General features: G+C 69.2%; 16 protein-coding genes. 8 read left to right on the top strand and 8 right to left on the bottom strand.

What is annotated here, in order from left to right; translation table 11 throughout:
• Window positions 1–70: 70 nt before the first annotated feature.
• The gene (locus IT306_19050) at window positions 71–634 is read right to left on the bottom strand and encodes a PadR family transcriptional regulator (GenBank protein ID MCC7370527.1); all 564 of its coding nucleotides are present in this window, start codon (window positions 632–634) and stop codon (window positions 71–73) included.
• Window positions 635–882: 248 nt separating this feature from the next.
• Between IT306_19050 and IT306_19045 the strand changes: the two genes are divergently transcribed.
• The 4 genes from IT306_19045 to IT306_19030 all read left to right on the top strand — a co-directional run bounded on the left by IT306_19045 (window position 883) and on the right by IT306_19030 (window position 8,831).
• Entirely contained in the window at window positions 883–4,095 is a 3,213-nt protein-coding gene (locus IT306_19045) for a PAS domain-containing protein (GenBank protein MCC7370526.1), read from the top strand.
• Complete coding sequence (locus IT306_19040) at window positions 4,085–4,783, top strand: response regulator transcription factor (GenBank protein MCC7370525.1); 699 nt, start codon at window positions 4,085–4,087, stop codon at window positions 4,781–4,783. The genes IT306_19045 and IT306_19040 overlap by 11 nt, the downstream gene beginning before the upstream one ends.
• Window positions 4,784–4,865: 82 nt before the next feature.
• Window positions 4,866–5,855: a 2-hydroxyacid dehydrogenase gene (locus IT306_19035; protein MCC7370524.1), complete on the top strand. Its 990-nt coding sequence runs from the start codon at window positions 4,866–4,868 to the stop codon at window positions 5,853–5,855.
• 303 nt (window positions 5,856–6,158) lie between these two features.
• Window positions 6,159–8,831, top strand: coding sequence for an EAL domain-containing protein (locus IT306_19030; protein ID MCC7370523.1), 2,673 nt, complete (start codon window positions 6,159–6,161; stop codon window positions 8,829–8,831).
• A 122-nt stretch (window positions 8,832–8,953) separates the two neighbouring features.
• Here the strand turns inward: IT306_19030 and IT306_19025 are convergent, their stop codons facing one another.
• From IT306_19025 to IT306_19015, 3 genes are read right to left on the bottom strand one after another with little or no spacing between them, the layout of a single operon-like run.
• Entirely contained in the window at window positions 8,954–9,964 is a 1,011-nt protein-coding gene (locus tag IT306_19025) for an alcohol dehydrogenase catalytic domain-containing protein (protein MCC7370522.1), read from the bottom strand.
• 4 nt (window positions 9,965–9,968) lie between these two features.
• On the bottom strand, window positions 9,969–10,970 hold the full coding sequence (locus tag IT306_19020; GenBank protein ID MCC7370521.1) for a transketolase family protein: 1,002 nt from the start codon (window positions 10,968–10,970) through the stop codon (window positions 9,969–9,971).
• Complete coding sequence (locus IT306_19015; protein ID MCC7370520.1) at window positions 10,961–11,761, bottom strand: transketolase; 801 nt, start codon at window positions 11,759–11,761, stop codon at window positions 10,961–10,963. The genes IT306_19020 and IT306_19015 overlap by 10 nt, the downstream gene beginning before the upstream one ends.
• 314 nt (window positions 11,762–12,075) lie before the next feature.
• Between IT306_19015 and IT306_19010 the strand changes: the two genes are divergently transcribed.
• Complete coding sequence (locus tag IT306_19010; GenBank protein MCC7370519.1) at window positions 12,076–13,101, top strand: hydroxyacid dehydrogenase; 1,026 nt, start codon at window positions 12,076–12,078, stop codon at window positions 13,099–13,101.
• Between the two features lie 460 nt (window positions 13,102–13,561).
• Here the strand turns inward: IT306_19010 and IT306_19005 are convergent, their stop codons facing one another.
• Window positions 13,562–14,236: a FadR family transcriptional regulator gene (locus tag IT306_19005; protein MCC7370518.1), complete on the bottom strand. Its 675-nt coding sequence runs from the start codon at window positions 14,234–14,236 to the stop codon at window positions 13,562–13,564.
• 233 nt (window positions 14,237–14,469) lie between these two features.
• On the opposite strand from IT306_19005, the gene IT306_19000 reads away from it, so the two are divergent.
• The 3 genes from IT306_19000 (at window position 14,470) to IT306_18990 (ending at window position 19,212) form a co-directional block, all read left to right on the top strand.
• Entirely contained in the window at window positions 14,470–15,909 is a 1,440-nt protein-coding gene (locus IT306_19000) for an ABC transporter substrate-binding protein (protein ID MCC7370517.1), read from the top strand.
• A gap of 81 nt (window positions 15,910–15,990) precedes the next feature.
• Complete coding sequence (locus IT306_18995) at window positions 15,991–16,965, top strand: D-2-hydroxyacid dehydrogenase (GenBank protein ID MCC7370516.1); 975 nt, start codon at window positions 15,991–15,993, stop codon at window positions 16,963–16,965.
• 63 nt (window positions 16,966–17,028) lie between these two features.
• Complete coding sequence (locus IT306_18990) at window positions 17,029–19,212, top strand: beta-galactosidase trimerization domain-containing protein (protein MCC7370515.1); 2,184 nt, start codon at window positions 17,029–17,031, stop codon at window positions 19,210–19,212.
• Window positions 19,213–19,549: 337 nt separating this feature from the next.
• On the opposite strand, the gene IT306_18985 is transcribed toward IT306_18990, so the two are convergent.
• From IT306_18985 to trxB, 3 genes are all read right to left on the bottom strand, one after another.
• On the bottom strand, window positions 19,550–20,728 hold the full coding sequence (locus IT306_18985; protein MCC7370514.1) for a mandelate racemase/muconate lactonizing enzyme family protein: 1,179 nt from the start codon (window positions 20,726–20,728) through the stop codon (window positions 19,550–19,552).
• Between the two features lie 554 nt (window positions 20,729–21,282).
• Window positions 21,283–23,064: a Stp1/IreP family PP2C-type Ser/Thr phosphatase gene (locus IT306_18980; GenBank protein MCC7370513.1), complete on the bottom strand. Its 1,782-nt coding sequence runs from the start codon at window positions 23,062–23,064 to the stop codon at window positions 21,283–21,285.
• Between the two features lie 360 nt (window positions 23,065–23,424).
• A complete protein-coding gene (gene trxB / locus IT306_18975) occupies window positions 23,425–24,420 on the bottom strand; it encodes a thioredoxin-disulfide reductase (protein MCC7370512.1) in 996 nt (331 codons plus the stop codon).
• Window positions 24,421–24,465: the final 45 nt, after the last annotated feature.

The raw sequence follows: 24,465 nt of genomic DNA, 5'->3' as shown, positions 1-24,465 counted from the left end.
GTCTTACGACGTCCTGGGAAACCGGCGAACACGCGATTGCCCAGGCGTCAGGACGCCGTGTCGTGACGGCTCAGGCGGGCGGTGCTGTGACCTGCTCGCCCGCCCGCGCCCGCTCCGTTTCGAGCCACGTCGTGGTGGCGCGTGCCAGCGCCAGCCGTGACTCGTACACCAGCAGGGCGAAGCTGCCGGCCGGCTCGGCGGCGGCCGCCGCGGCCAGCTCGTCAGCTACGGCGCGGCTCACGGCAAGCTGCCGGTCGATCAGGCCGGCCGTATCGTGCTCCGGAAGCTTCTGCGAGAAGAACAGCTTCAGGAGGAAATCCTGCCGGATCTGCCGGAGGCGGCGGATCGGCTGGTCGAGCCAGGCAGCGAACGCCGTCGCGCCGGCCTCCGTCAGGCTGAAGACCTTGCGGGGTGGTCCGCCGCTGACCACGGAGGACTCGGCGTGCACCAGCCCCAGCTCTTCGAGTGTGTGCAGCAGGGCGTACAGGCGCGAGACGCCCAGCGTGCAGACCGGCCCGAGGGTGCCGTCAGCCTGAAAGTACGACGCCAGCTCGTACCCGTGACGGGCGCCCAGGCGTAACAGGCCGAGCAGGGCGTGATCGGCCGCCCCTAGCTGGTGGCTTCGTCGCGGCATACGCACTCCCGATGGCGGTCGTGCCGCCACACCCACAATGGTGTAGGCTACATCGTGCCATCAAGGGGAGGGGGTGTGTCTACCCTCAGTGGTCACGGGCATCGGCTCGCTCCCAAACGAATGCGACCGTACCCCGGGCCATTGGCCGGGTCCATCTCGTTCTAGACGCGCAAGCCGCGCCCCTGGCGGGGGACGTGGCGCGCTCAACTCGTCAGCCTCGGCTGGCCGGTGAGGACCGTCGCTTCGCTGTGAGTGCTCCAAGAACCTCCCAGTCACCCCCGGGCTACGCGCCCGGCGATGGCCAGGGACCGTCCGCCGCACATCGGCCCGACCGCCGGTGGCTGCGTGTTCCCAGGCCGTTCCTGCCGTTGCGCATCCAGCTCGGACTGCTGCTCGGGACCGTCGCCGCGCTCGCCGTGGCCATCCCGACGATCCTGCACGCGCTGGTGCTCCTTGATGACCTGGAACGGTCGGTCAATGACCAGAACCTGGAACTGGCGCGCGTGGTCGGAGCGCTCGCGGAGCAGCGCATCGATCAGACCATTCTCACGCTCGAAATGATCGCCGCCAGCCCGGGATTTGCGGAGGACGTTGACCTCCGCGACAACGGGCAGATGCACGAGCGTCTGGCGCAGGCGGTACGCCTCGATCAAGCGCTCTCCTCCGCCAGCATTGTTGACCGACAGGGCGTGACCTGGGCGCACACGATCGATGACCCGCGTATGCTGAGCCAGGACGATCCGCGCGCGCCCGGCGTTCAGGAAGCGCTGAAGACGGGCAAGCCCGCGCTCGGGCAGGCGATTCGCGGCAACGTGACGGGCCGGGCAGTGGTCCCGATAGTCGTCCCGTTCAGCGACCGTCACGGAGCGACCGGCGGTGCTCTCAAGGGCTGGCTCTCGCTGGAGCGGCTCAACGCGATGGTCGATGGCGTACGGGGCGCGGCGCGCGGCAACGTGCGCCTGTACGATGGCTTCGGACGTCTTCTCACGGCGCCGAATCCGGAGCAGATCCTCGCCGATCTGCCGGCCTCCAGCCTGGCCGCGCGCGACGCCCTCGACGGGCGCGTGTCCACCCGCCGGATGACGGATGCCACCGGTGAGCCGGTGTATGCCGCTGCACTGCCGCTGAAGCAAGGCTGGGTTGTGGAGGCGTACCAGCCGGTCGACGTTGCGCGCGCCGCCCTGTACGGCCAGTTTGTGCGGATCGGCCTGTTTGCACTGGCGGCGTTCGTGGCGGCGATGCTGGTCGGTATCCTGGTGGCCCGGCGCATCTCCGCGCCGCTGGTGGCGGTGTTGCGTGCGCTCCGCTCGATCCGCGACGACGAGCACGGTCCCGCGCTGCGGCGTTCGTCCACGCTGGAGGTGGCGCAGCTCGTCGCCGAGCTGGACGCCGTGCGTGATGCGCTGAACCGTCGTTCAGCGGAGACCCAGGAGACGCTCGGTCTGCTGCAACGATACCGCTTGCTGGCCGAACAGATGCACGATCTCGTGCTGTTCGTGGACGAGGACGGGCGGATCGTCGAGGCGAACCCGGCCGCCGAGCATGGCTACGGGCTCGCGCGCGAGGAGCTGATCGGCCGGCCGATGAACGACCTGCTGGGTGGCCCGGAGCACGTGCTGCGGGGCGAGGAGATCGCCCAGGCCATGCAGGAAGGTATGCGCTTCGAGGCCAGCCACCGGCGCAGCGATGGCACGTTGTTCCCGGTCGAGGTCGCGCTGTTCGGCGCCGATTTGAGCGGCCGGCAGTTGCTGATCTCCATCGCGCGGGATCTGACGGACCGTCTGCGCTCGGACGAGACGCGCGCCCGTATGCTCTTGCATGAGCGCGAAGCGCGGGCGCGTGAGGAGCGAGCCGCCGAGGTGACGGGCATCGTGCAGCACATGCCGTGCGGCGTGCTCGTCTTCGACGGCGACGGGATCCTGATCCTGGCGAACGAGCAGGCGACCGACATGCTCAGCCCGGCGCCGTCTGTGACGGGCACATCGGCCGGTGCGACAGGCACGGTGCTGCATCCGTCACAGCTGCTGGATGCACGCCTGCTCGGGCCGTGCCGGGCGCTGGTGAGCCGGGCGCTGGGCGGCAAGGTGGTCAGCGGGCAGGAGCTGAGGCTCGGGTTGGCCGGCGGCGAGGGGCGTGCCGTCGTCGGCTCGGCTGCGCCGTTGCGGTCGCCGGAGGGTGAGATTCATGGAGCCGTCGCCGTGCTGGTGGACGTGACCCGTGAGCGACGGCTTGTCCACGACCTGACCGTTTCCGAATCGACGCTGCGGCACAGCCTGGAAAGCCTGCTGGTGCTGCACGAGGCCAGCCGAGACCTGGGCTCAACGCTGGTTGAGGAGGAGATCGGTCAGCGGCTGGTCGAGAGCTGCGTGAGGATCGCCCGGCTCGATGCGGCGCTGGTGTTCCTGGACGACGGCCTCGGCGACGTGCGGCTGCTCGGCCAGGATGGCGACCCGCTCTTGACGGAGCACATCCGCCGCTGCGACTCGCTGCGGCAGGCTCGGCTGGCCGCGCTCGAAGAGGCGTCGTCTCCGTCCGTTCTGGCGGTGCCGGCCTGCCCCGAGACGGGCATGGTCGTCGGGCAGTTCGTGGTGCTGCGGGCGCGTGGGCGGGCGCTCGGCGTGCTGGAGATCTACGGTGCGGAGCACCGGGCGGTGGTCACGCAGGACGCGCTCGCCAGCCTGGCCGCGCACGCCGTGAGCGCATTGGACAACGCCCGCCTCTACCGCGAGGTCGGAGACCGCGAGCTGCGCCTCCAGGATGCGCTGCGTAAGTTGCTGATCGCGCAGGAAGAGGAGCGCCGGCGCGTTGCCTACGACCTGCACGACGGGCTGGCCCAGGTCGCGGCAGCCACCCACATGAGCCTGCAGACGTTCGCGTCGCAGTACCGCCCACGTTCTCAGGAGACCCGCCAGCAGCTCGAGCGGAGTCTGGAGCTGGCGCGCCGCGTGGTGCGCGAGGCGCGTCAGGCGATCGCCGGCCTGCGCCCGACGACGCTTGACGACTTTGGCCTGGAGCGAGCGTTGCGCCTGCACATCCAGGAGCTGAACAGCGACGGCTGGAGTATTGAGTATCATGCCGGGCTGGGACCAGCGCGCCTGCCCGGTCCTATCGAGACGGTCCTCTTCCGAATCACGCAGGAGGCGTTGACCAACGTGCGTAAACACGCCGAGACGCTGGTGGCTACCGTGTCGCTCCAGCGGCAGGATGGATACGTCGATCTGGAGGTGGCCGACCGGGGAGCGGGGTTCGTGGTGGGGGCGCCTCCCACCGAGGCGAGCCCAGGGCAGCGACTGGGCCTGGTCGGGATGCGCGAGCGCGCCGCGCTGGTCGGCGGGACGTGTACCGTCGAGAGCCAGCCAGGGCGCGGAACCCGCGTCGCCGTGCGGATTCCGCTCGGCGTGGTAGCGCTGCCACCGGCCGGTGAGACGCCAGCGGTGGAGTCGAGCAACTATGTCGCGTGAGTCAGGCGGGCGGACCAGCCGCTCGGTGGCGCGGCTGCTGATCGTCGACGACCACGAGCTGGCGCGGCTCGGACTGGTCGGCGCGCTGCAGGGCGAGCGTGGGATCGCCATCGTCGGTGAGGCGCGAGACGGCCTGGAAGCGTTGCAGCTCTGCCAGGAGCTTGGCCCCGACCTGGTGCTGATGGACGTGCGGATGCCCAAGATGGACGGCCTCTCGGCGACTGCCGAGATCGTCAAGACCTGCCCGCGCACCAGCGTCATCATGCTGACGATGCAGGAAGACCCGGAGTACGTGCTCGAAGCGCTGAAGGTCGGGGCATCGGGGTACTTGCTCAAAGACTCGGGGCGGCCGGAGATCGTCAACGCGATCCGTCAGGTGCTGGCCGGCGAGTCGCTGCTGAACGCCGGGATGGTGGCCGAGTTGCTGCAGCGGCTCGGGCGGGACCGCGGGGCGCAGCCTGAGTCGACGCCGGCTGGCTCGACGCACAACCTGTCCGACCGCGAGGTCGAGGTGCTGACCTTGCTGGCCGCCGGCAAGACGAATCGTGAGATCGCTCGGGATCTGGTGCTGAGCGTCAGCACGGTCAAGACGCACGTCGAGCACGTGATCGCCAAGCTCGAAGTCGCGGACCGCACCCAGGCCGCCGTCAAGGCGACCCGCCTCGGCATCGTGCGCGCCGCCACCTGAGCCAGCAGGCGCACCCAGCGGCCTGCTATCGTCCCGCCCGACACCCTGAGCGAACAAGGCTCTTGAGGAACGGGAGGGAGCGATGGCGTACACCGTGCTCTACATGGGGACGCCGCCCCAGGCGCACCGCGAGGTGACGCTGAGCGTCGAGCCTGATGGCTTCGAGAACGTCTGGCTCGAAAAGGCGGACACGGCGGACGAGGTTCGCGCCAAGTTCGCCGAGGCCGACTTCATCGTCACGGGCGCGATCTCCGCCGAGCAGATCGCAATGGCGCCCGACGTGAAGCTGATCCAGATGCCGGGCGTCGGCTACGAGAAGATCGACGTCGCAGCGGCCAACGCGCGCGGCATCCCCGTCGCCATCACCCCCGAGGGGACGATCACGGGTGTGTCAGAGCACGTGATCCTGCTGATGCTGGCCATCTACAAGCACCTGACCGAGGCCCACAACGCCCTCAAGCAGGGCCGCTGGATTCACAACGACTTGCGCCACACCGCGCTGATGCTCGAGCACAAGCGGGTCGGCATTCTGGGGCTCGGGCGCATCGGGCGGGAGGTTGCGAAGCGGCTGCGTGGGTTCGACGTCGACGCGGTCTACCACGACGTCGTGCGCCAGCCAGCCGAAGTCGAGCAGGCGCTTGGCGTACGGTACTTGCCATTCGAGGAGCTGCTGCAGACGGCGGACGCCATCACGCTGCACGTCTTCCTGGGAGACGGCTCCAAGCACCTGATCGGCGCGTCCGAGCTGGCGATGATGAAGTCGAGCGCCATCCTGATCAACACTTCGCGGGGTGGCGTCATCGACGAGGTGGCCCTCTACGCGGCCCTGCGCTCAGGGCGGATTCAGGCGGCCGGCCTGGATGTGTTCGAGGTTGAGCCGACGCCGGCCGACAATCCGCTCCTGACGCTCGACAACGTGGTGGTGACGCCGCACATGGCGACGGCGAATCGCGACTCGATGGTCAAGAAGTCCGAGGCGTGCTACGCCAACTTCGGACGGGTGCTGCGCGGCGAGACGCCGATCAACGTCGTGCAGCCGTACGCGGCGGTCGAGGCAGCCGTGAAGGCGTAGCGGTCACAGGCTTTCGGGGAACCACCTGGACTTCGGGCGCGCTGGCCGAAATAGGCCATCTGACCGATCAGACGGTCGCATCGTGTCGCGTTTCCTAGACAGATGTTTCGTGAATCGTGCACGGCGCGCCAGCGTTCCGGCCCGGGCGAGGAGTCGTCGGGCGGTGCCTGCCCGTCATTCGCCGGGCTGCAGCGCTCCCGCGCGTGCGCCGCGGCCGGCGCCGTCGCACGCTGCCTCGGTGGCCTGCATGACTGGGGTGACTGGCTCACCGCCGCTTGCGTCGTCTATTGCCTGCTGTTCATCGTGTGGCAGTTTGGCCGCTGGGGCGGCGAGTCGTACATGCTGCTCGTCGGCGGATTCGTCGACGTGCCGCTCAACCTGGTGGGCGCAGGGCTGGCGTGGCGGATATCGGTAACGGGCGACCTGGACCACATGACGCGCCGCGCCTGGCGCTTCATCGGCATCGGTTCGGTCAGCTACGGCATGGGAAACGCCCTCTGGGGCTACTACGAGTCGCTGCTTCGCGTGTCGCCCAGCCCATCGCTGGCCGATGTTGCCTACCTCGGCAGTTTCCCGCTCATGATGGCCGGCCTGGTGAGCTTTCCACTGGCGTTCCGCACGCGGGGTGAGCGAGCACGCTACTGGCTCGACGTGTGCATCGTCCTCGTCGGCTCGGCGATGGTACTCCTGCACTTTGTACTTCCGCAGATGGTCGCCGAGGGTGACGACCTCGCGGCCAGTATCCTGGCGTACGCCTACGTCGTCGGATGCCTGGTGCTCCTGTTCGGCGTCATCACGCTGCTGCTGCGCGGCTACCAGGGCTCGTCGCAACGGGTCATGGAGCTGCTCGCGCTCAGCGTCGGTCTGATCCTGGTGGCTGACCTGTTCCTGGCTGAGCTCTTCCCGGAGAGGAAGTACACCGGCGGCGACCTGCTCGACGTCGCCTGGCTCACCTCGGAGCTGCTGATCGTGGCTGCCGCGCAACTGCAATACCGGGGTCGGGCAGAGATCATCGTCGAACCCACGGCGCATGCCGCCGGCCGGCCGATGGCATGGCTGCCGTATGCCGCCATCGCTGCCGGCTACGGCCTGCTGCTGGTCGTCTCGTTCACCGATGCGGGGACGGAGCTGTACAACCTCGTCATCGGCGCGATGGCCCTGACGGCGCTTGTGGTCGTCCGTCAGGTGCTGGCCGTCCGCGAGAACGGAGAGCTGCTGGCCGAGATCGAGGGGCGGCGCGTGGAGGCGCGCTTCCGGTCGCTCGTGCAGCATGCGTCGGACGCGATCCTGGTGGTGGACGCGGACACGGCGATCAGGTATCAGACGCCGTCGGTCGCTACGATGTTTGGCTTTGCCCCAGAGGATTCGCTCGGGGCACGCTTCCTGGCCTGGGTCCACCCTGACGATGCCGGCCATGCCCAGGTGCTCTTGGCTGAGAACGCAGGCCACGATCCGACCGCAACGGCGACGGAGTGGCGGCTGCGCCGTCGTGACGGCGGCTGGCTGCATGCCGAGGTCATCGCCACGAATCTTCTGGCAGACCCGAACGTCAACGGCATCGTCCTGACCATCCGCGACATCGGCGAGCGCAAGGCCCTGGAACGGCAGTTGACGCACCAGGCGTTCCACGACCCGCTCACCGGGCTCTCGAATCGGGCGCTGTTCCACAACCGCGTGGCCCACGCCCTGGCACGGCAGGAGCGTGGCGGCGGCGACCTGATCGTCCTGTTCCTGGACCTGGATGACTTCAAGACGGTGAACGACAGCCTCGGGCACGCCGCCGGCGACCATCTCCTGGTGACGCTGGCTGGTCGGCTGCAGACGGTCGTACGGACCGCCGACACCATCGCACGGCTCGGCGGCGACGAGTTCGCGATCCTGCTCGAACAGCCGACGTCCATGGCTGAAGCGGAGGAGATCGCCGAGCGGATCCAGAGCGCCCTGCGTGTGCCGATCCCGGTCGAGGGGCACGAGCTGCTGATGAACGCCAGCATCGGCATCGCGGCCGGGCGGCCCGGCGACGGCGCGAACGAGCTGCTCCGCAACGCCGACGTGGCGATGTACATGGTGAAGACCCGTGGCAAGGCCGGCTGGGCATCGTTCCGCCCCGACATGCACGAGGCGGCGGTGCAGCGGCTGGCCTTGAAGGCTGACCTCCAGCGGGCCGTCGATCAGGACGAGTTCGACGTGTTCTACCAGCCGACCGTCGCGATCGCGACCGGCCAGATCATCGGCGCGGAGGCGCTGATTCGCTGGCGTCACCCCGTGCGTGGCACGGTCTCGCCGGCCGAGTTCATCCCGCTGGCCGAGGAGACGGGGCTCATCGTTCCCATCGGGCTGAAGGTTCTGGCAACAGCCTGCCAGCAGGCACGCACCTGGCAGCAGGAGCTGCCGTTTGGTTCGCGCTTCAAGGTCAACGTGAACCTGTCGGCTCGCCAGCTCCACGATCCGCGCCTGATCGAGCAGGTGCAGGCGATGCTGCAGGAGACCGGAATCGCCCCTGACTCGCTGGTGCTCGAGATCACCGAGAGCATGCTGATGCAGGACATCGAGTCGGCCATCAGCCGGCTCCAGGCGATCAAGCGGCTGGGCGTTCGGCTCGCCATCGACGATTTCGGGACCGGCTACTCGTCGTTGGCCTACCTGCGACGCTTCCCTATCGACGTGCTGAAGATCGACCGCGCCTTCGTGAAGGATCTGGCGCGCGGCGTGACCGACGTGGCGCTTACCAGCGCCATTGTGGAGCTGGGTCGGGCGCTCGACCTGGAGCTGGTGGCCGAGGGCATCGAGACGGCGGACCAGCGGCTGCACCTGATGCGGATGGGGTGCGAGCTGGGGCAGGGCTACCTGTGGTCGAAACCGGTGCCGGCCGACGAGTTCAATCAGCTGCTGATGGACGGATCGTTCGCCGCCGCCGACCTGCCCCGCCGCCCGATCCTGCTGTCAAGCCGGCGCGGGAACCTGGTGCGCCCCTGACTGAGAACCTGCCTCACGCTGACGGCTGCCGCAGCGCGGGGGCCTGTCCCCCGCCCGTTTCAAAGCATGACGGGCAGGAGACAGGCCCCCGCGCCACATTCGCGCCTTCTTGAGACCGTTTCTTACGGTGCGAGCAGGATCTTCATCTCGTCGCGGGAGTCTCGCAGCCGCTCGTAGCCATCGGTGACCGCGTGCTCCAGCGGGACCGTCCGCGTCACCAGCCCCTTGACGTTGATGGCCCCCGTGCCGAGCAGGTGCACGGCCGTCGCCATGTCGCGCGAGGAGTAGACGCGCGAGCCGATCAGGGTCAGCTCTTTGAACACCACGTTCGCAAGGTCGGTCGGCGGCTGGACTCCGCCGATCCCGCCGACCAGGATGCGCCCCTGAACGCGGGCGGCCGGGATCATCTGGGCGACCGTTGCCGGGTGGCCGACAGCCTCGACCACCACATCCGCGCCCTCGCCGTTCGTGATCTCGCGGATCACGGCGACAGGGTCGTGCAGGCTGGCGTCGATGGTCTCGATGCCGGCCTGCTCGGCCAGCGAAAGGCGCGGCTTGCTGACCTCCGAGATCAGCACGCGGCGCGCACCCGCCGCCTTCGCCACGTTCGCCACCAGGAAGCCGATGGGGCCGCCGCCCAGCACCAGGACGGTGTCGCCCAGCTCGATGCCGGCGCGCCGCACCATGTGAACGGCCACCGAGACCGGCTCGGTGCAGCCAGCCTCCTCCCAGGACAGGCCGTCTGGGATCGCATGCAGCCGCGTCGTCGGCGTGCAGAGCAGCTCCGCTGCGCCGCCGTCGGCGTGAACGCCCTGGACCCGCAGCGTGCGACAGACGTGCGATGCGCCGGAGCGGCAGGCCAGACAGCTCCCGCAGACCAGCAGCGGCTCGACGGCGACGCGCTGCCCGGCCGAATAGCGGCCCGTGGTGTCCGTCACGACCTCGCCCACCAGCTCGTGCCCGACGACGACCGGCGGATTGACCGTCGACATCTCGCCGTGCCACAGATGCAGGTCCGTCCCACAGATCCCGGCGTAGCGGATCCGGATCAGCGCTTCGCCCTCCCTGGGCGTGGGCGTCGGCCGGTTCTCCAGCTCCAGCTGATCCGGCCCCAGGTAGACCAGTGCGCGCATGGTGTCAGCCCTCCGTAGCAGACTGCGTGTCAGAAGTCCGGCGAACGGCCGCCTCGGCCTGTTCCGCGATGGCGGCCGGGGTCAGCCCGTACCGCTCGAGCAGGAAGTCGAGCGAGCCGGCCACCGGGAAGAGATCCTGCACGCCCAGCGTGGTGAGCGGCACGCCGCTGCCGGCCGCCGCCAGCGCCTCAGAGACGGCGCTCCCCAGCCCGCCGAGGACGGTCCCATTCTCCACGCTGACCAGGGCCGGCACGCGGGCCGCCAGCGCTCTGACGGCCTCGGCGTCGAACGGCTTCAGGCTGCTGGCGTGCAGCACGCTGGCCTGGACGCCGCGCGCCGCCAGGACGTCAGCCGCCTGCAACGCCCGCTCCGTCATGATGCCGGTCGAGATCAGGCCGACATCCGCCCCATCGCGCAGCAGCCGGGCTTTGCCAATCTCGAACTGGTAGCCCTGGGGCAGGACGATCTGCACGACGCCGCGCGGGCCGCGCACGTAGGCCGGCCCGTCATGGTCGGCGACGGCCTGCACGACCTGCCCAAGCTCGCGGGCGTCGGCCGGATCGATCACCACCATGTTCGGCAGGCTTCGCATCAGGGCCACGTCTTCGATGGCCTGGTGGGTCGGGCCGCCGGGGGTCGTCAGGCCCGGCAGAAAGGCGAAGATCTTGACGTTCTGGCGGCCCAGCGCGATCGCCATCGCCACCTGATCGAACGCCCGCCGGCTGGCGAAGACGCCGTAGGTGGTGACGAACGGCGTGTAGCCGACGCGCGCCAGCCCCGCCGCGATGCCCATCATGTTCGCTTCGGCCATGCCGGCCTGGTAGAAGCGCTCGGGGAACGCCTCGGCAAACGGCAGGATATCGGTGTACTTGGAGAGGTCGGCGGACATGCCGACCACATCGGCGCGCGCCTTCCCGAGCGCCAGCAGCGCCCGGCCAAACGGCGCATCGACGGCCTGGGCCTCGGCGGCCACCGCGCCCATCATCGCCGCGTCGATCATCGCCATGCCGCCGCCTCCGTCTCCAGCTCCTCGATCAACCCATCCAGCTCGCGCGGGTCGCGCGGGCGGACGTAGTGGACCTTCTCGCGCTGCTCGATGCTCGGGACGCCTCGGCCCGGCAGGGTATCGCAGACGATGGCGCTCGGCTGACCCTGGACGGTCCGCGCCTCTGCGAAGGCCGCCAGCAGGGCCGCCAGATCGTTGCCGTCCACCCGGCTGACGTTCCAGCCGAAGGCGCGCAGCTTCTCGTGGACCGGCTCGATGCCCATGACGGTGGCGGGCGGGCCATCCGCCTGGATCTGGTTCAGGTCGAAGATCGCCACAAGGTTGTCGAGGCGGTAGTGGGCAGCCGACATGATCGCCTCCCAGACCTGTCCCTCTTGCAGCTCGCCATCAGACACGAGGGCGTACACTCGATACGCCTTGCGGCCTTCGAGCGTCCGCAACCGGGCGCCGAGCGCCATGCCGATGGCCTGCGACAGTCCCTGCCCGAGCGAGCCGCCAGTGACCTCGAAGCCCTTCGCGAACTCGGTGGCGTTCTGCTCCACGTCGCTGCCGTCCTGGCCGTAGGTCGCCAGCTCCTCGTCCGTGTATGCGCCAAGCTCGGCCAGCACGCCGAACAGCGCGATGGCGTAGTGGCCGACCGATAGCACGAAGCGGCCGCGGTCTGGGTCAGCCAGCCAGGCGTCGATGGGCTGCGCCTCATCCCGAGCAAGCTCGTGGAAGTAGACGGCGGTCAGGATGTCGGCCACGCCGAGCCCCTGCCCGAGGTAGCCGTGGCCGAGAGCCTGCACCATCTGGATCACGCGGCGGCGCACGGCAAGGGCGCGCTCGCGCAGTCTGGCGACGGTCGGCGTCGGGTCAGTCGTCGGCGACTGGTGTGCGTCGATGGCGCTCAACGGTGCACCTCGACGGGCGGGGTGGTGGCGGCAGGCACAGGCCGAACCCTCCGTGTACTTGCGAAACTCCGCGGCAGGGGGATTGTGGCCCGGATGATGTGCCAGGGGCACGGGTCGGGTCGCCGTCAACGTTGCCCGACGCCCGGCCGAACCGGCACGATCATTCCATGTGCGAGAGGGGCGGTCGCCGGGATGCGGTCGCCGGCTGAGAGGTGAAGGCCGTGTCCGAGAAGCCCGTTGCCGTGTTCTTCGATCTCGAGGGGTGGGAGGAGCCGTACCTGCGGGAGCAGCTACCGGAGGTCGAGGTGCGCGCCACCAGCGACTTGCTCCTGCCGGGCCGTGTCGGCCCCACCGCTGACGCCGACATCGTGTCGGTGTTCATCATGTCACGCGTCACCGCCGACGTGATGGCCGCCATGCCCGACTTGCGTTTTGTGGCGACCCGCTCGACCGGTTTCGATCATGTCGATCTCGCGGCGGCGAAGGCGCGCGGGATTCAGGTCGCCAACGTGCCCTACTACGGCGAGAACACCGTGGCCGAGCACACGATGGCGCTGATCCTGTCGCTCTCGCGGAACGTGCACCGGGCCTATGTCCGGACGGTGGCCGGCAACTACAGCCTGGAGGGGCTGCGCGGCTTCGACCTCCAGGGCAAGCGGCTGGGCATCATCGGGGCCGGCAGCATCGGCCTGCACGTCATCCGGATGGCGAAGGGCTTCGGGATGGAGGTCGTGGCGAGCGACCTGCGCCAGAATCGCCTGATCGCCGACGTGCTCGGCTTCGAGTACGTCGATCTCGACACGCTCCTCGCGACATCGGACGTGATCAGCCTCCACCTGCCGTACAGCGCTGGCGCACGCCACCTGCTCGACCGCGAGCGGCTGGCGAAGGTCAAGCGGGGAGCCTTGCTGATCAACACGGCGCGCGGGCAGCTGGTGGACACCGACGGGCTGCTCTGGGCGCTCGACGCCGGCATCCTCGGCGGGGCCGGCCTGGACGTGTTCGAGGGCGAGGATATGGTCAACCGTGAAGAGCAGTTGTTGGCGACGGACACCGGCGCCGAGGAGCAGTTGAAGGCCGCCATGCGGCTGCACCTGCTCCAGCGGCGCGAGAACGTCGTGCTGACACCGCACATCGCGTTCAACAGCCACGAGGCCGTGCGGCGGATCCTTGACACGACGGTCGGCAACATCCGAGCGTTCCTGGCGGGCCAGCCGACCAACCTCGTCGGGGCTTGAAAGCCCCGCCTACGATCCTGCAGTCGCTGCGCGACGCGCCAGTCGCACCAGTGCCTGCCGTTCCCGGCGGCCGTCGCGCAGCGACGGCGTGACTGTAGGCGGGGACTTCAGTCCCCGACCGCTCGTTCCATGATGCTTCGGGGACACCAATGAACATGCAATGGCCCGGACGAATCAGTCCGGGCGATTGCATGTTGATGTCGTCGTGCCGCCGCGTCGGGGCTTGAAAGCCCCGCCTACGATCCTGCAGTCGCTGCGCGACGCTCCAGTCGCACCAGTGCCTGCCGTTCCCGGCGACCGTCGCGCAGCGACGGCGTGACTGTAGGCGGGGACTTCAGTCCCCGACCGCCCGTTCCATGATGCTCCGGGTACACCAATGAACATGCAGTCGCCCTGGGGTAGCGTCGGCAGTGGCCCGACCTCGTAGTTCGCGACTGACAGGCGGCTGGACGGCGCGCGCTCACTCCGAGCGGGTTGGACGGTCCTCGGAGAGGATCAGGTGCCGGAAGGCCCGCATGTGGACGGCCATCGCCAGCGAAGCGCCCTCGCCGTCGCGCTGCTCGATGGCCTCGAAGACGGCGGCGTGCTCGCGGTACCTGAGGCTGGCGTTGCTCGGCCGGGCTGAGAGGGTGGTGGCGAGCCGGGTCATCATCAGCGACCGCAGCGCCCGCAGGATCTGGTAGAAGACGCGATTCTGGGTGGCGCGCGCCACGGCGAGGTGGAAGGCCACATCCGCCTTCAGGAACTCGTCGATGGAGTCGAGCGCGGCCTCCTGCCGCTCCAGGCAGCGCCGCATCTCGGCAAGGTCGTCGGGCGTGGCGCGCTCGGCCGCCAGCCGCGCGATGTGCGGCTCGACAATCGAGCGCACCTCGTACAGCTCGTTCGCCGTGCGCCCGCCGATCAGCGTGCTGACCATCAACGCCTGATTGAGGAACGGCTCGTCGCTCTGGGCCACGAACGTGCCACGGCCCCCTCGGACCTCGATCAGCCCGAGCGAGAGCAGCACGCGCAACGCCTCGCGCATCGAGGTCCGCCCGACGCCAAGCTGTTGGACGAGCTGCCGCTCGGCGGGAAGCCGATCCCCCGGCCGCCACGTCGAAGCCGGCCGAGGCCCCCAAGCCGACCGCCCCGCCACAGATCGTCGTCCCGACTCCGCCGGCCGCGCCATCGCCGGCCGCGGGAGCCTCGCCAGCAGCGGCGGCGTCCCCGGGCGCGTCGCCGGTTGCGGGCGCGTCGCCGGCCGCATCGCCGTCCCCAGCGGCTGCCGCCCCGACCCAGGCCGCGCCCGTTGCTGCCGCTCCGAAGCCCTCGGGCACGGTCAAGCGCGGCGGCTCGCTGATCGTCAACTCGCAGAACGACTGGTCCACGATGGACGTGCAGACCAGCCAGACGGGCAACCCGGACTCGCCGCTCGTCTACGATTTTCTGACTCGGCTCGACCGCAACGTGCAGTCTGGCGCGTTCGAGGTCAAGCCGCACCTCGCGGAGTCGTGGGACATCAGCGATCCGCTCAACGTGCTACTGAAGCTGCGCCGGGGCGTCAAGTTCCACGACGGCTCTGACCTGGATGCCTCGGCGATCAAGTGGAATCTCGACCGCGCGATGACGCACCCCAAGTCGGGCGCGAAGGCGCAGTTGGCGACGATCGAGGCGGTCGACGTGGTGGATCCGCTGACCGTCCGGCTCAAGCTGAAGTCGCCCAGCCCGACGCTCCTGGTGGCGCTGGCTTCCGACGGCCGATACGTCTCGATCATGTCGAAGGCGCACCACGACAAGGTGGGCGATGAGGGCGTGGCCCGGCAGGCTGTGGGGACCGGGCCGTTCAAGCAGGTGGACTGGAAGGCCGGCCAGAGCGTTCGCTACGAGCGGTTCGACGGCTACTGGATGATGGGGGCGGACGGGAAGCCGCTGCCGTACCCTGACGCCGTCGAGCTGCGGTTCCAGGCCGATCCGGCCGCCGCGCTGATCGCGCTCCGGAGCGGCGGCCTCGACGTGCTGCCGACCGTCCTCGGCAAGGACGTCGCGACGATCAAGGGCGACGCCAGCCTGGTGTACCAGGAAGCGCCCTGGCAGGCTACCATCTACTGCCTTGCCTTCAACGCCCGGCCCGGCAAGAAGTTCTCGGGCGATCAGATGAAGAAGGTCAGGCAGGCGGCCATGTACGCCATCGACCGCGAGGGCATGGCGAAGGCGTTGGGCTTCGGGCTGGGCCAGCCGAACGGCTACCTGCTGGCCCCCGGCCAGATCGGCTACGACGAGTCGCTGCCGGCCTACAAGCTCGATGTTGACCGGGCGAAGCAGCTGATGAACGAGGCCGGCTTTGCCAGCGGCATCGACGTGACGCTGGACTTCATCTCGCGGCCTGAGGACAACCAGAATGCCCAGCTCTATCAGCAGATGTTGGAGAAGATCGGCATTCGGCTGACGCTCCAGCCGTCCGAGCGGGTGGCCTGGGTCCAGAAGACGCTGGCCGGCGACTACGAGTTCGCGGCGTTCCAGACGGGGACGCCGCGCGCCGACACGGACCTGACGATGAGCGCCTATCTGGCGACCAACGGCACCAGCGCCTGGGCCGGCCTGAACAATCCGGAGATCGACAAGCTGATCGTGGACGGGCGCTCGACGTTCGACACGGCGAAGCGCATCGCCACCTACGCTCAGATCCAGAAGATGGTGCACGACGAGGCGTACCTGGGATTCACCTGGCGGCGCAACGGCGCGTGGGCGTTCGCGAAGGCCGTCAAGGACTTCGGGGATCCGTACCAGAACGTGGTGACCAGCGGCACGGCGGTCTGGCTGGACCGATAGTCCACACGCACGGCGCCCTGGCTGCCTGACCGTGTACCCTCGCCACCGAGGTCACTGATATCGCTTGAGGGAGAGAACCTGATGCCAGAGATCGAGGTGGCGCTCGTCACGGTCGGCTGGTCGGACACCTACCTCGCACGACTGCGCGAGGCGCTGCACCCCGCCGAGATCGTGCAGACGCGCGACGACGCCGAGATCGCGCGGACGCTCGTGCGGGCCGACGTGGCGATCCTCTCCGGCGACCTGGACGACCGCTACGCCGACGCGCCGCGTCTGCGCTGGGTCCACTGCGACCACGCCGGGCTGAACAAGTCGGCCCGACCCTGGGTCTTCGAGCGCGAGCTGATCGTCACCAGCTCGGCCGGGCGCTCCGGGCCGGTGCTGGCCGAGCACGCCATCCTCTTCATGCTGCTGTTCGCCTTCCAGTACCCATCATTTCTGGCGGCCCAGCGGGAGCATCAGTGGGGCTTCCCCGGCATGGAGAAGCTGCGCGGCCTCTACGGGCGCACGGTCGGGATCGTCGGGCTGGGCAACACCGGCCGCGAGCTGGCCGTTCGCACGAAGGCGCTGGGCATGCGGGTGCTCGGGTATCGGCGGTCCGACGAGGACGTGCCGGGCGTCGATCGGCTCTACTCGGCGGCGCGCGGCGAGACGCTCGATGCGCTGCTCCGCGAGAGCGACTTCGTGGTGCTGGCGACGCCGCTCTCGGACGCCACCTACCGCCTGATCGGGCGACGCGAGCTGGATCTGATGAAACCATCGGCCGTCCTGGTGAACATGGCGCGCGGCCCGGTCGTAGACGAGGCCGCGCTGATCGAGACGCTCCGCGCCGGTAAGATCGCCGGGGCCGGCCTCGACGTGTTCGCGCGGGAGCCGCTGCCAGCCGACAGCCCGCTCTGGGATCTGCCGAACGTCCTGATCACCCCGCACACGACGCCCCAGGTGCCGGATCGGACGGGCCGCTCGTTCGACACGATCTCCGAGAACATCCGTCGCTTCCGGGCCGGCGAGCCGCTGCTGAATCGCCTGCTGCCCGCCGACATCTACACCCGCTGAGGACAGCCCCGACCGGCGCGGCCTGGCATCGTCGCAGGCCCGCCGGTCTTCGGAGGACCGCTCATGACCGTCGGCACGCCGACTGCGACGCCGCAGGATGACCCCGCCCGGCCGGGGCCGTGGTACACCCGGCCATTCCGCATCTTTCAGACGAACATCCGTGAGACCGACGCCGGCATGGATGTCGACGCGGTGGCCGACGACGTGCGCGACTTCGGCGCGAGCGCGTGGCTGCTCAACACGGCCGGCCTGGTGTCGTTCTATCCGTCCGCGCTGCCGTTCGCGCGGCCCAGCCGCTGGCTCGTGGACCGCCCGAGCGGCGACCTGATCGGCGACGCGCTGGCGGCGGCCCAGGCGCGCGGCCTGCGCCTGCTGGCCCGCTGCGACTTCTCGAAGCTGCACCGCTCGGTCTACGAGCAGCACCCGGACTGGTTCTACGTCTCGCCGGCCGGCCGGTCTCAGGTCTACAACGACTTCTACTCCTGCTGCCCGAACTCGCCGTACTACCAGCACCATGCCTTCGAGATCCTCTCGGAGATCCTCGACCGCTACGACGTGAGCGGCTTCTACTTCAACATGTTCAACTTCCAGCTGCGGGACTACGCCGGCGTCCATCACGGCATCTGCCAGTGCATCCACTGCCGGACCCGCTTCCCGGACCAGACCGGCATGACGCTGCCCCGGACGGAGAGCTGGGCCGATCCGGCCTACATCCGCTGGCGCGAATGGTCGCGCGAGGTGCTGCGCGACCTGTCCGGCCGGATGCGAGAGCACATCACGGCGAAGAACCCCGAGGCCGGGATGATCCTGCGCCAGAACGCCCACATCCTGACCCACGAGGTCAACAACGCCGTGGACCGGGCGCTGCCACTCTGGCGCTTCTGGGCCGGCGAGTTCGGGCGGGAGGTGCGGACGGCCCATCCGCAGACGCCAGCCGTCATCAACTCGGTGATGTTCCTGGACATGCCGTACCGCTTCAGCGCCGAACAGCCGGGCCTGTTGGGCCTCCACCTGAGCCAGACGATGTCACAGGGCGTCAACCTCTGGGCCTACGTGCTGGGGACGACTCAGAACCAGCCAGATCGCAAGAACTTCGGGATCGTCAAGCGGCTGTTGAGTTTCCACCGCGACCACCAGGACGTGTACGCGGGGCTGCGCTCTGCTGCGAAGGTCGCCATCATCTCGTCGGTGCGCTCCGAGGAGCGCGCCGGTTCCGGCGGCGATGCCCGCGATGTGGCCGTCATGCTGGGCGGCGGCGAGGGGCTGGCGTCGGTGCTGAACGCGCGGCGCGGCGCCTACCGGGCGCTCCTGGAGAGCCAGATCCCGTTCGACATCCTGCCGGACAGCCAGCTCGTGGCGGCGGCCGGCGATGGACGGCTGGCCCAGTACGACGTGCTGGTGCTGCCGAACGTCGCCGTGCTGGACGACGCCCAGGTGGCCGTGCTCGACGCATTCGTGGAGAGCGGCGGCGGGCTCGTCGCGACCTACGAGACGGGCCGCTACACGCCTGACGGGCAGGTGCGCGGCGAGATGCCGCTGGCCTCGCTCGGGGCGGCCCGGGTGATGAGCAAGCGGTCTGGCGCGTCCACTATCGGCGTGGCCGATGCCGGCGGCATCGAACGGCCGATGCGCTCGTCGTACTTGCGGATCACGCGGCGCGCGGACATCCCCGGCTTCGATGACACCGACCTCGTCATGCTGGATCGGGCGTTCCTGACCGTCGAGCCACGCGCGGGAGCCGAGCCGTCGCTGACGCTGGTGCCGCGGTCGCGCAACGGCCCGCCTGAGGTCATCTACTTCGACTATGAGACCGAGCACCCTGGCCTGCTCCACTACGCGTACGGCAAGGGGCGGACGGCGTACTTCACCTGGCCCGTCGATCTCCTGTTCTTCGACCACAGCCTGCCAGAGCATCGGGCACTGCTGGCGCAGGCTGTGGCGACGGTCGCGGGCGGCCGACAGGTCGAGGCGCAGTCGCCGCCGCAGGTGGAGGTCGTGGTCTCGAGGCGGCCGAGTGGCGAGCAGGTCGTCCACCTGATCAACCATTCGGGCCACCAGGACCGCTCGTTCCACGATCCGCTGCCGATCTTCGAGATAGGGCTGTCACTGGCCGTTGGCGGGTCGCAGCCGACAGGCGCCCGGGCGCTGGTCGCGGGTGTGGACCTGTCGCTCACCCGGGATGGCGACCGCACGCGCCTGACGCTGCCGCGCCTGGACACCTTCGAGGTGATCGTGCTGGAGGCGTAGGTTCGCGCAAACGCTGGCCTCCCTCTGCCGGTCCGGGTTCGTCGGCACACGGCTTCAGGGACAGATGAGCAGGCGTCCTGTGCAAATCTTGCAAGATGCAATGTCATTCTGAGCGAAGCGAGGAACGAGCGTCGTCGAAGGATCTTCCCCGTGAGCCGTCTGCATGCTTGAGGAGGATCCCTCCACTCCGCTCCTTCGCCGCTCCGGTCGGGATGACGGGTGTGTTGCGCTCGTTCCTCGCTCCGGTCGGGATGACGGGTGTGTTGCGCTCCTTCGTCGCTCCGGTCGGGATGACGGCGAGCCCTCAGCACCCCTGCGATTGTCGGCTGACGAGTGGCTACAGGTGCAGGTCGTCCTGCTCCTCCGGCGGCACCACGAACAGGCCGCCGCCGCGCCGACGGCCCCAACTGCCAAGCGTGACGCCCGGCGTCAGCGACTCGACCTCCAGCGCCTTCAGCTTCTCCTCGTCGAAGACCATGCCGATGCCCGGCGTCTCGCCAAGGACGATGTAGCCGTCCTCGATCCGCTGATCGACCGTGAAGCAGACCTCGCGGCCGGCCTCCACCACTTCCATCATGCTGTGGTTTGGCAGGGCGGCTGCGACGTGGGCCATGAAGTTGCCAGGGCAGTTCATCACGGCCACCGGCAGCTCGAAACCGTAGGCCACGTCCGCGACGTACATCGCGCCGGTGATCCCCGAGGTGTTCGAGCCGACCTGCACGATGTCTACGGCTTCCTGGTCGATCAGGGCCATGAAGTCGCCGATCTCGTGGAGGTTCTCGCCGGTCGCCACCGCCGCCTTGATTGCCCGTGAGACCTGTCGCAGGCCCCGGTAGTCCCAGCGGCGGGCCGGCTCCTCGACCCACGTCAGGTCGAACCGCTCCTCAAGCTGGCTGATGCGTCGGATCGCCTGCTTCGGAGACCAGTACTCGTTGGAGTCGATCATCAGCAACGGGCGCTTCTTCGACGTGGCGAGCGCCTCCTCCATCAGGGCCAGCCGGCGCTCGTCAGCATCGTGGTCCACGCCGACCTTCAGCTTGCCGGCGTGGACGCCGCGCGCCGCGAGGCTGCTGTAGAACGCCGTGATCTCGACATCGGTCAGGTTCATGTCGATGCCGCTGGCGTACGCCTTGACCTTCGGCACCGACGCCCCGAGCGTCCGCCAGAGCGGCTCGCTGTTGATCTTGGCCTTCAAGTCCCAGAGGCAGATATCGAGGGCCGAGATCGCGCTGGTGATCGCCCCGCGATTGCCACCCTTGAAGACGGCATCGACCATCCGCTTCCAGAGGCCGCGCACGCCGCGTGGATCCTGCCCGACGAGCAAGTTCTCAGCGAGGCTGTGGATCGATCCGCGCGCGGCCGGACTGCCGGTGATGCAGCCGGTCAGGCCCTCGTCCGTGTCGAGAAAGACGGCCAGCCCGTTGGCCTTGTTGCTGCCGGTTGGCAGGTTGGCATCGCCGAGCGCTCGCGCGGCGGTGAACTCGTAGAGGCGCGTCCGCACGCCAGTGATCTTCATCCCGTACCCCTTCGTCGGATCGAGGAACGGTAGCGGGAGACGCGCGCGGCGTCAAACTCGTGGGTCGTGGGTCGTGGGTCGTGGGTCGTGGGTCGTGGGTCGTGGGTCGTGGGTCGTGGGTCGTGGGTCGTGGATCGTGGATCGTGGATCGTGGATCGTGGATCGTGGATCGTGGATCGTGGATCGTGGATCGTGGATCGTGGATCGTGGGAGTGATGGGGTGAAAGCGTGCAAGTTGCAGTTGTCATCCTGAGCGAAGCGAAGGACCTCACCCGCTGACGCGAACGCTGACAGGCAGACGCGCCGGCCGATGACAGGGTGGCATCTCACCCGCTGACGCGAACGCTGACCGGCAGATGCTGCCGGCCGATGACAGGGTGGCATCTCACCCGCTGACGCGAACGCTGACAGGCAGACGCTGCCGGCCGATGACAGAGTGGCATCTCACCTGTTGACGTGAGGATTGACGGCCAGCACCTGAGATTCTTCGCTGCGCTCGCAGGCCCTGCCCTGAGCCCGCCGCAAGGGTCGGTCTGCTCAGAATAACCGGCGGGTTAGTGCCCACTCTCGTTGTCGCTCGGGCGGCACCCGGCTCGTGTGGCGGCCTCGCGGGATACCTGGATCAGCCGCGCGCACAGCTCGGACGTGCGTGGCGCGTCGGCCGGGGTGGCCTCGGCAGGGGCGCCTTCATCGGCCGGCGTGACCGTCGCGGGTGCGCCGCTGTCTGGGCTGGTGGCGCCAGCGTTCGGCGCGTCCGCCGATGTCGAGGGCGCTTCGCCGGTGCGCGGCTTCCCTGGAATCGACGGAAGGACGGGCGTCAGGATCGTCTGCGCGGTCGCCAGCGACGGCGGCAGGATCTGGAGGGGTGGGGCCGGGCTGCCGACTGCATTGGGCGAGGGCGCTGGCGTGGCCACGCTTGCCGGTGGGGTTGGCAGCATCGCGCTGATGGTCGGGATGCCGGGCTGTGGGGGCGTGGTCACGGTTGCCTGGGCTGCCGGTAGCTGCGACGAGATCGGCGGCGGCACCGTGGGCACGGCGGTGGGCTGGGCCGCCGCGGGCGGGGCTGCAGTGGCCTGGGCAGCGGCGCTCGTCGAGGCCGCCGTGGGCGGGCTGCTGTCTCGGGTGAGCTGGAACAGGGAGATCAGGATCAGCCCGGCCGCCAGCCCAAAGGCGGCCAGCGCTCCAGCGATCCAGCGCCCGCGTCCACGACTCAACTCCGACAGTCCGCCGGCCGTCTGCACGCTCGTCGAGCGTGCCCTGACCACCGGCCGGCCGCGCGGCGATCCGCCGGCTGTCGCGCCCGGGCCGGCTGCGCCACCGGCAGCTGGTGCTGGGACGCCGAGCGGAACGGTCTGGTCCGCCGGGGCCGCCGGTCCTCGCGGACGCAGGCGGTCCGTCGGCATGTTGCCAGGAGCAGCGTCCGGGCTCTGGAGCCGCGAGCCGGCTGGGCCGGCCAACAGCGTGGTGGTGCGGTCGTCCAGCACGGGAGTTGCCGCCGCGCCATCGGCAGGCACGATGTGCCCGATCAGCACCGTCACGTTGTCGGGCGCGCCGCGGGCGTTCGCCAGCTCGATCAACTGGTGTGGCAGCTCGCGAGCCGGGACGCGGACGGCTTGTTCGGCAATCTCGGCGTCGGAGACCATGCCGGTCAATCCGTCCGAGCACAGCAGCAGGATGTCGCCGGCCTGGAGCTGCACCTGCGAGACGTCAGCCTCAACGCCCGGCTGCCGTCCGAGCGCGCGCAGCAGGACGCTGCGGTTCGGGTGATGCTCGGCCTGCTCGGGCGTGAGGATGCCTTCCTTCACCTGCATCGCTACCCAGGAGTGGTCAAGCGTCAACTGCGTGGCTCGTCCGCCGCGAATCAGGTAGCCGCGACTGTCGCCAACGTGCCCGACGGTCAGATCGCCGTCGTGCACCACCATCGCCACCACGGTGCAGCCCATGCCGGCCTGTTCGCGGTGACGCTGCGCCGCCTGGTAGATCGCATCGTTGGCGACGGTGATCGCCTCGCGGATCGCGTCGCCGACCGGCAGCGAGCGACTCTGGTAGAAGCGGCCGCGGACCGTCCGCACGGCGATCTCGCTGGCGACCTCGCCGGCCGCGTGCCCCCCCATGCCATCCGAGACGACCAGCAGCGTCCCGTGCGTGCGCGCCTCGCTGGCGGCAGGGTCTTCCCAGGTCAGGTTGTCTTCGTTGCCGGGGCGGACCCGGCCAGGGTTCGTCTCGCCGAACACTTCGATGGCGAGGCGCTGCGGTGGCCTGAGCTGCCCGGTCGGCGCGTCCGACTCGGGAAACCCGTGAGAGCCGGGCGGATGTGCTCGGGGGGCGTCAGTCATGATGCGCGGCTCACCCGAATCCGAAGGTAGCTACCGGCGACGGTCCTGCTCGCTCGGACGCGCTGGCAGGACGAACCGATCCCATCGTTGGCCTGACTCACGACCACCGCTCTCGTTCTGGCGCTTGACGCTGCAATCTCACTGTACCATGCGCCCTCGTCAGAGGATGCTCGCAAGCGAACAGTTTCTGAGTTCGTCAGGCAACGCGCCAGCACGGTGCGCGTCCGGCAACGTGCAACGCCCCCGCTCCGGTGATCGGAGCGGGGGCGCTGAAGAGCGGCCCGCAGCAGTCTTGAGACGGGTGGGGCGCGCCTGCGCCGTGGCGGACTGACGCCGTGGCGGACTGACGCCGTGGCGGGCCTACGCCTTGGCGGCTTCGGCCTCGGCGTGGCCCCAGTCGAGCGCCACCTCGCCGGTCAGGAAGTGCTCGGCGTCGAGGGCTGCGCGGCAGCCGTCGCCGGCCGCCGTGACCGCCTGGCGGTAGCGCGTGTCCGAGACGTCGCCCGCCGCGAAGACGCCGGGGATGTTGGTCTCGGTGCGGTCGTGCTGAATGATGTAGCCGTTCGGGTCCATGTCGAGCTTGCCGGCGAACAGTTCCGTATTCGGCTTGTGGCCGATGGCGATGAACAGGCCGTCCGTCTTCAGCTCCGACTCGTCGCCGGACTTGAGGTTCTTCAGCCGCACGCCTTCCACACCGTGCTCGCCCAGCACGTCAACCACGGCGCTGTCCCACACGAACTCGATCTTCGAGTTGCGAAACGCCCGCTCCTGCATGATCTTCGAGGCCCGCAGCTCGTTCCGACGATGCACCACCGTCACTCTGGTGGCGTAGTTGGTGAGGAAGCTGGCCTCCTCCATCGCGGTGTCGCCGCCGCCGACCACCACGACATCCTTCCCCTTGAAGAAGAAGCCGTCGCAGGTGGCGCAGGCCGAGACGCCACGTCCCTGGAGCCGCTTCTCGCTGTCCAGGCCCAGCCAGAGCGCCGACGCCCCGGTCGCGATGATGACGGCGCGGCCCTTGTACTCCTGGCCATCCTCGGCGGTCAGCGTGAACGGCCGGCGGGAGAAGTCGACGCTCGCCACGTCGTCCTCGACCAGCTGCGTGCCGAAGCGGACGGCCTGCTCGCGCATCTCCTCCATCAGCTCCGGCCCCATGATGCCGTTGCGGAAGCCGGGATAGTTCTCGACCTCGGTGGTCAGCATGAGCTGACCACCGGGCAGGCCGCCGCGCTCCAGGCCGGTGAACACGAGGGTCTTGAGGGTCGCCCGGGCGGCATAGATCGCGGCCGTCCAGCCAGCCGGCCCAGAACCGATAATGATCGCGTCCCAGAGGACGCCAGTCTTCTCGTCAGCCATGGTCGTCTTTCTTCTCTCCGCTGCACCGATGTCGGCAGCCTGCGC

The sequence above is a fragment of the Chloroflexota bacterium genome, from assembly GCA_020850535.1.
In the GTDB taxonomy this organism is placed as follows: domain Bacteria; phylum Chloroflexota; class UBA6077; order UBA6077; family JACCZL01; genus JADZEM01.
This window is presented reverse-complemented; position numbering and strand designations above follow the sequence as displayed.

Coding starts and splice junctions, on each gene's coding strand:
- IT306_19050 (MCC7370527.1), bottom strand. CDS start 634: ATGCCGCGACGAAGCCACCAGCTAGGGGCGGCCGATCACGCCCTGCTC.
- IT306_19025 (MCC7370522.1), bottom strand. CDS start 9,964: ATGCGCGCACTGGTCTACCTGGGGCCGGATCAGCTGGAGCTGGAGAAC.
- IT306_18980 (MCC7370513.1), bottom strand. CDS start 23,064: ATGACTGACGCCCCCCGAGCACATCCGCCCGGCTCTCACGGGTTTCCC.
- IT306_18985 (MCC7370514.1), bottom strand. CDS start 20,728: ATGAAGATCACTGGCGTGCGGACGCGCCTCTACGAGTTCACCGCCGCG.
- IT306_19015 (MCC7370520.1), bottom strand. CDS start 11,761: ATGGTGCAGGCTCTCGGCCACGGCTACCTCGGGCAGGGGCTCGGCGTG.
- IT306_19000 (MCC7370517.1), top strand. CDS start 14,470: ATGGACGTGCAGACCAGCCAGACGGGCAACCCGGACTCGCCGCTCGTC.
- IT306_19040 (MCC7370525.1), top strand. CDS start 4,085: ATGTCGCGTGAGTCAGGCGGGCGGACCAGCCGCTCGGTGGCGCGGCTG.
- IT306_18990 (MCC7370515.1), top strand. CDS start 17,029: ATGACCGTCGGCACGCCGACTGCGACGCCGCAGGATGACCCCGCCCGG.
- IT306_18995 (MCC7370516.1), top strand. CDS start 15,991: ATGCCAGAGATCGAGGTGGCGCTCGTCACGGTCGGCTGGTCGGACACC.
- IT306_19035 (MCC7370524.1), top strand. CDS start 4,866: ATGGCGTACACCGTGCTCTACATGGGGACGCCGCCCCAGGCGCACCGC.
- trxB (MCC7370512.1), bottom strand. CDS start 24,420: ATGGCTGACGAGAAGACTGGCGTCCTCTGGGACGCGATCATTATCGGT.
- IT306_19020 (MCC7370521.1), bottom strand. CDS start 10,970: ATGGCGATGATCGACGCGGCGATGATGGGCGCGGTGGCCGCCGAGGCC.